6 protein-coding genes are annotated in these 6,182 nt (G+C 40.4%); 4 read left to right on the top strand and 2 right to left on the bottom strand.

Annotation, left to right across the window (positions count from 1 at the left end):
- Nucleotides 1-191: 191 nt before the first annotated feature.
- Both ampE and ampD read right to left on the bottom strand, forming a co-directional pair.
- Nucleotides 192-1,043, bottom strand: a complete 852-nt coding sequence (ampE, locus tag CWB77_RS12955) for a beta-lactamase regulator AmpE (RefSeq protein WP_138571131.1) — start codon at nucleotides 1,041-1,043, stop codon at nucleotides 192-194.
- A 21-nt stretch (nucleotides 1,044-1,064) separates the two neighbouring features.
- Nucleotides 1,065-1,610, bottom strand: a complete 546-nt coding sequence (gene ampD, locus CWB77_RS12950; protein WP_138623052.1) for a 1,6-anhydro-N-acetylmuramyl-L-alanine amidase AmpD — start codon at nucleotides 1,608-1,610, stop codon at nucleotides 1,065-1,067.
- Nucleotides 1,611-1,884: 274 nt separating this feature from the next.
- Here ampD and nadC point away from each other — a divergent pair, with 274 nt between their 5' ends.
- The 4 genes from nadC (at nucleotide 1,885) to CWB77_RS12930 (ending at nucleotide 6,181) form a co-directional block, all read left to right on the top strand.
- Complete coding sequence (gene nadC, locus CWB77_RS12945) at nucleotides 1,885-2,730, top strand: carboxylating nicotinate-nucleotide diphosphorylase (protein ID WP_138623050.1); 846 nt, start codon at nucleotides 1,885-1,887, stop codon at nucleotides 2,728-2,730.
- Between the two features lie 512 nt (nucleotides 2,731-3,242).
- The gene (locus CWB77_RS12940) at nucleotides 3,243-3,710 is read left to right on the top strand and encodes a pilin (RefSeq protein WP_138623048.1); all 468 of its coding nucleotides are present in this window, start codon (nucleotides 3,243-3,245) and stop codon (nucleotides 3,708-3,710) included.
- A gap of 82 nt (nucleotides 3,711-3,792) precedes the next feature.
- Entirely contained in the window at nucleotides 3,793-5,022 is a 1,230-nt protein-coding gene (locus CWB77_RS12935; protein WP_138623046.1) for a type II secretion system F family protein, read from the top strand.
- A 247-nt stretch (nucleotides 5,023-5,269) separates the two neighbouring features.
- Complete coding sequence (locus CWB77_RS12930; protein ID WP_138623044.1) at nucleotides 5,270-6,181, top strand: prepilin peptidase; 912 nt, start codon at nucleotides 5,270-5,272, stop codon at nucleotides 6,179-6,181.
- Nucleotide 6,182: the final 1 nt, after the last annotated feature.

The raw sequence follows: 6,182 nt of genomic DNA, 5'->3' as shown, positions 1-6,182 counted from the left end.
TTCGGGGTTCGGGGTTCGGCAGTAGGATAAAACGTAGCGCCTCATACAAACATACCTTTATTTTATTGTAATCGAGAGTTTACCTCCCGCATATTTAGGGTCTAGGTTAAAGATCAAAGGTTTTAAGCCCGTTCCCCGTTGCTCATTGCTCGTAGCCCGCCAACTAATACCTAGAACCTAACCCCTGCTCTTTAACTTAAACCACCAAATAAAGTCATTAAGGCAATTAATACTAAATAAAAAAGTACATTTCGCTTAACCAGTTTGATCATGCAGGTGGCCTCAAAGGTGCAACCATAGTAGCGCTCTTCAACTTGTTCAGCCGCTAGCCCCGTATAAGTAACCACCTTGCGATTAGGGCTTGAAAAGTCAAACACGTAATGCAGCCAACAACTAGTCCCTTTATTAAAGTTACCAATCACTAAATAACCAAAACTGGTAATACGCGCTGGGAGCCAATCTAGCCAAAACAATAAACGGTGGATTAACTTAAAATGCTTAGCAATTACTTCATCACGATTGTCACTCACTAAGTCGGCAAAAGTGCGCACTAGCGCATAAAAAACAGCACCGACAACACCCAATACCACAAACCAAAATATAACCGCACAATAAAATCGAAAGTTAACCCAAGCCAGCGTTTGCCCTAAGGTTTCACCTCCTTGTTGCTCCTCAGTGCGCTTTTGTCCCAATTGCAAAGCGTATAAGGTAGCTGCAGTTTGATCACCTCGAGTTAATGCATTGAGGTACGACTTATACAAAGCACGCTGTTTAGCACAACCAAAGCACACCAATAACACTGCCACATTAAAAACAAGCTGCCAAAGTACAAAGTCAGATAAAAAATACACACACCCAATAGCAATCACAGGCAGGAATAGCCAAATTAAAAACCCCGTAGCTGTGCCAAATAAACCTTTATTGGTCAATAAATTAACAGAGCGAGTTAAGTAGCCATTAGCGTAATAACTCATTTGCCAATGCGCAGAGCGAGCACCTAAACGCTCAAGTATCAGTGCTATTATTATTGAAACCAAAACCATGTTGCTACTCGCTTTACTTAGTTATTCAATTAGGTTAAAAAATTTACGCCAGTTAAAACTCGCCCCAGGGTCGGTTTTTCGCCCAGGGGCAATATCGCAGTGCCCTACTATATTACCGGCTGTTATTTTTGGGTAGCGCTGCATTATAACTTGCGCCAATGTGGCTAAACTTTGATATTGACCATCGGTATAATTAGTTGTATCTGTGCCCTCAAGCTCTATACCTATACTAAAATCATTACAATTTTGTTGCCCCGCAAAGCAGGAACGCCCCGCGTGCCATGCACGTTTTTCAAAAGGCACGTACTGTATAATCTCGCCGCAGCGCTTAATAAAACAATGCGCTGATACTCTAAGCCCTTCTAGGTCACTAAAGCTAGGGTGCGCATTACAATCAATACACCCCATAAATAAGTCATCAACGTAAGAAGTGTTAAATTGCCCAGCGGGTAATGAAATATTATGAATAACCAACAGCGAAATATCGCAGTGAGCAGGTCGCTCATCAAAGTGGCTACACGCCCGCTGGCTAATATTATTTATAACGCCTAAAGAATCTATTTTCATACTATTTATTTAAAACTTATGTAGCCCGCTGCCCATAGCCCGTTACCCGCATCCCGTTACCCGTAGCTCGCAGCGCTCAGGTTAATCAACCAAAATTGATGTATATCAAGATGCTAATAGATTTAATCCCATAAAGATAGCGTAATACTAAACGATAAAATATGATTAACGCGTTATTTAAGCGCTGGCTTTTTAGTTTAGTTGTTAGCTGCTTCTAATTAGTAATTAAACAGAGTAAAATTTAGTTAATTTATTATCTACTATGAGCTTTTTCATGTCTATTTCGCATACCCTAATTAGCCAACTTGTTACCTTAGCACTGGATGAAGACCTAAATAACCAAAGCGCAGAACAAGGCGATATTACCGCACAGCTTATTCCTCAAGCAGAGCAAGCTAATGCGAAAGTGATCACTCGTGAAGACTGCATTTTTTGTGGTAAAGATCTAATCATAGAAGTGTTCAAACAAGTCGACCCAAGTGTGGTTGTAAACATATGCGTTAACGATGGCGACTTTGTTAGTGCCAATAGCACCCTATTTACCGCATCCGGTTCTGCTCGCGCTATTTTAACGGCCGAGCGCACCGCACTTAATTTTGTACAAACGCTTTCTGGCACAGCTACCACCACAGCGCATTATGTAAAAGAGCTAAGTGGTACTAGCACGCAACTACTCGATACTCGTAAAACCATTCCAGGGTTAAGAGCATTGCAAAAATATGCAGTTAAGTGTGGTGGCGGTGCAAACCACCGAATTGGATTGTTTGATGCGTTTTTAATTAAAGAAAACCACATAGCTGCTTGTGGAGGAATTAATAACGCAGTAGCTCAAGCTAAGCTAAATCATGCCGATAAACCTATAGAGGTTGAGGTTGAATCGTTTGATGAGCTAGAGCAAGCCATTAACGCTGGCGCCGACATTATAATGTTAGATAATTTTAACCCAGAGCAAATACGACAAGCAGTTAACATTACAAATAAGCGCGCTAAATTAGAAGTATCAGGCAATATGACTCTAGAAACACTAAAAGCCTACTCGCAAGCTGGGGTCGACTTTATCTCAAGTGGTGCGCTTACAAAAAATTTACAATCAATCGATTTATCGATGCGATTTGAATAAATAATGTAAAATTTATTTATATATTCTTGCGCTAATTGATTGACAGCTTTTAAAAAAGGGCATTAAATAATTCAAAAGGATTATTTGTAACAAGTTATTAAATTAATGCGTTTTTTATAAAGTTTTTACATACAAAAGCGCAATAAACAGTGTTAGACTCATCCATATTGACTAGTTTTAAATTTTTAATTAGTTAAAAAGAGTGAAAAAGCCTTTATAAGGGACAGAGTAAAAATAAGCGACAGGGTTTATTTTTATAATTAACTTGTAACTTACACGGGTTATAACTAACTTTTAATAGTTAGGCTTATACTCAAATAAGGGTCAAGTTAGTACGTAATCGCCATATAGCGTGCTGTATTTGCGGCAAATATTTTACCACTCAAGCGCAGCACTAAATTTGGCAAAATGATTTTATTTTTGTAGTAACAGGTTAAGTAAACACATAAGTTATAGTTTTAAAACTTATACCCGTTTGGCTTACCACAACATTATCCTTTAGGAGAGGAAACATGCAAACAATGACACAACAAAACCAAAAGGGTTTCACCCTAATTGAATTAATGATTGTAGTAGCAATCATCGGTATTTTAGCAGCAGTAGCACTGCCTGCTTATCAGGATTATACAACGCGAGCGAAAATGAGTGAGGTTATTACTTTTGCGGGTTCAGCAAAGACCGCGGTTAGTGAGTGCGCAATCACTACTGGAGATATCAGTACCTGTAGCTCTAACGCTGCGGTTGGCTTAGATTCAACAGCTACTAATATAAAATCTACCTACGTGGAGTCTGTTACAGTTGGTGCAAACGGTTTAGTTACTGCAGCGATTCAAGGTACTGGTGTAACAGACTTGGATGCTGGATCGATAGCATTCACACCAGTTCAGACAGATGGTAGTGTATCATGGACATGTTCTGTAAGTAGTGCGGCTCTGAACAAATACGTTCCGCAAAACTGTAGAGCTGCAGTAACTCCATAATTCATTAAAAATAAGCTTTTACATTTAAAATTAATGAGGTAGCTTTTTGCTACCTTTTTAATGTGCTCAAGGGCGTGAGTTAATGGTAAAAAAACAAGAAGATAAAAGTTTCGACATCTTCCAATGGACAGGTGTAAGCGCTCGAGGAAAAAAACTCGAAGGTGAGCTGACAGGCTCCAGCATTGCCTTAGTTAAGGCACAGCTTCGTAAGCAAGGCATTACTCCCTCAAAAGTCAAACGAAGAGCCAAGCCTTTGTTTGGTATTCAAAGAATACAAAAAATCACCCCAAAGGATATTGCTTTAGTGACAAGGCAGATAGCCACTATGCTGATGGCAGGTGTGCCGCTGATACAATCAATTGAGATGATAGGCTCTGGCTCCACTAATAAAAGCGTGAGCAAACTCATGGAAACCATTGGTGATGAGGTTAAAGCGGGGCAACCATTATCAATGGCACTTAGAAAGCATCCTCGTTATTTTGATGATTTATATTGCGATTTAGTGGCCTCAGGTGAGCAGTCAGGCTCTTTGGATAAAATATTTGACCGCGTCGCCCTTTATAAAGAAAAATCAGAAGCGCTGAAATCAAAAATTAAAAAAGCCATGTTTTATCCAGCGGCAGTTTTAGTTGTCGCATTCATTGTTACCTCTATCTTGCTGATATTTGTAGTACCGCAATTTCAAGATATTTTTGCTGGCTTTGGTGCCGAACTGCCCGCTTTTACGTTATTCGTCATCGCCATTTCTGAATTTATGCAAGCCAACTGGTGGATAGCCCTAATTGGCGTTGTGGCATTTGGTTATATATTTAAAGAAGCACATTTAAGAAGTTTAAAACTGCGTGATGCCACTGACCGCGCCATACTTAAACTCCCTGTTGTTGGTATGATTTTAAATAAAGCAGCCGTAGCGCGTTATGCACGTACTTTATCGACCACCTTTGCTGCTGGTGTACCATTGGTGGATGCTTTGGATTCTGCAGCCGGTGCCTCAGGAAACGCGGTTTACCGTTATGCTATTTTAGAAATAAAAGCCGAGGTAAGCTCAGGTAATCAAATGAATTGGGCAATGCGTAATTCAAAAATATTCCCCGATATGGTAGTGCAAATGGTCGCCATTGGTGAAGAATCAGGATCGCTTGATGGCATGCTCGCTAAAGTCGCCACTATTTACGAGCAAGAAGTAGATGACGCGGTAGATGGCCTATCTAGCTTACTGGAGCCATTAATCATGGCGGTACTCGGTGTATTAGTTGGCGGCTTAATTGTGGCCATGTACTTACCTATTTTCCAACTAGGTTCAGTTATTTAAACAGGTTTTAGGGTCGAGGTGCGAGGCCCGCAGCTCGTTACCCGTAACCTTAACTACCTCTAAAAGCGAAGCGTCTCTTAACCTCTTTGTGAATAATGACCTTGCGCGGCATAAAGCCCCGCCTACAGAACAATTAAAACGCGAGGGTACCCGCATCTCGTTGCCCGAACCTTTAACCTAATCCTAATTTTGCACTTATATAAAACCACTGTATTATCAACACAGAATTTAGTTTTAGGTAAAATAAATGCAAAGTCTTTTTATTGATATCAGCCACGCGATGCAAGCTAACTTATGGTTTTATTTGACCACAGTTGCCCTAGTGAGTTTATGTATTGGTAGTTTTTTAAATGTGGTGATATACCGCTTGCCACTGATGATGCAAAAAGAATGGCAAACTGAATGCCGCTTATTATTAGCCGATGAACTAACCAGCCCAAAGGCTGAACAGACCACTTCACAGACTACTGGCACGTTTAATTTAGTTAAGCCCAACTCATGTTGTCCCAAGTGCAAAGCAGCCATTAAGCCATGGCAAAACATCCCTATATTTAGTTGGTTATTTTTAAAAGGTAAATGTGCAACCTGTGATAACCCAATCTCAGTGCGTTACCCAATCGTTGAAGCCATTACCGCTATTTTAAGCCTAGTTGTTGCTTACACTTTTGGCGCAACTGAGCAGGCCTTATTGTACATTGTAGTAACTTGGGCATTGGTAGCACTGACTTTTATTGATATTGATCACATGCTACTGCCAGATCAGCTTACTTTGCCGCTTTTATGGCTGGCGTTAATCGCCTCAGTTGTGGGTTATACCATAGCCCCTAGCGATGCCATTATTGGTGCAGCATGTGGTTATTTAAGCTTGTGGAGCGTGTTTTGGCTGTTTAAGTTAATAACCGGCAAAGAAGGTATGGGTTATGGCGACTTTAAATTACTGGCTGTATTTGGCGCACTGCTGGGTTGGCAATCGTTATTGACCATTATTTTACTCTCAAGCGTAGTTGGCGCTGTTATTGGCATTGCCCTACTGAGTATTCAAGGTAAAAACAAAGCAACCCCTATTCCTTTTGGCCCTTACTTAGCAATAGCCGGTTGGATCACTATGCTATGGGGTACACAACTGCAAAACAGCTATTTTAATTTTATTGGCTACTAAC

The organism is Pseudoalteromonas sp. S1610, from assembly GCF_005887465.1.
In the GTDB taxonomy this organism is placed as follows: domain Bacteria; phylum Pseudomonadota; class Gammaproteobacteria; order Enterobacterales; family Alteromonadaceae; genus Pseudoalteromonas; species Pseudoalteromonas undina.
Note: the sequence above shows the minus strand (reverse complement) of the source record. Positions and strands in the feature narration are given on the sequence as shown.

Coding starts and splice junctions, on each gene's coding strand:
- ampE (WP_138571131.1), bottom strand. CDS start 1,043: ATGGTTTTGGTTTCAATAATAATAGCACTGATACTTGAGCGTTTAGGT.
- CWB77_RS12935 (WP_138623046.1), top strand. CDS start 3,793: ATGGTAAAAAAACAAGAAGATAAAAGTTTCGACATCTTCCAATGGACA.
- ampD (WP_138623052.1), bottom strand. CDS start 1,610: ATGAAAATAGATTCTTTAGGCGTTATAAATAATATTAGCCAGCGGGCG.
- CWB77_RS12940 (WP_138623048.1), top strand. CDS start 3,243: ATGCAAACAATGACACAACAAAACCAAAAGGGTTTCACCCTAATTGAA.
- nadC (WP_138623050.1), top strand. CDS start 1,885: ATGTCTATTTCGCATACCCTAATTAGCCAACTTGTTACCTTAGCACTG.
- CWB77_RS12930 (WP_138623044.1), top strand. CDS start 5,270: ATGCAAAGTCTTTTTATTGATATCAGCCACGCGATGCAAGCTAACTTA.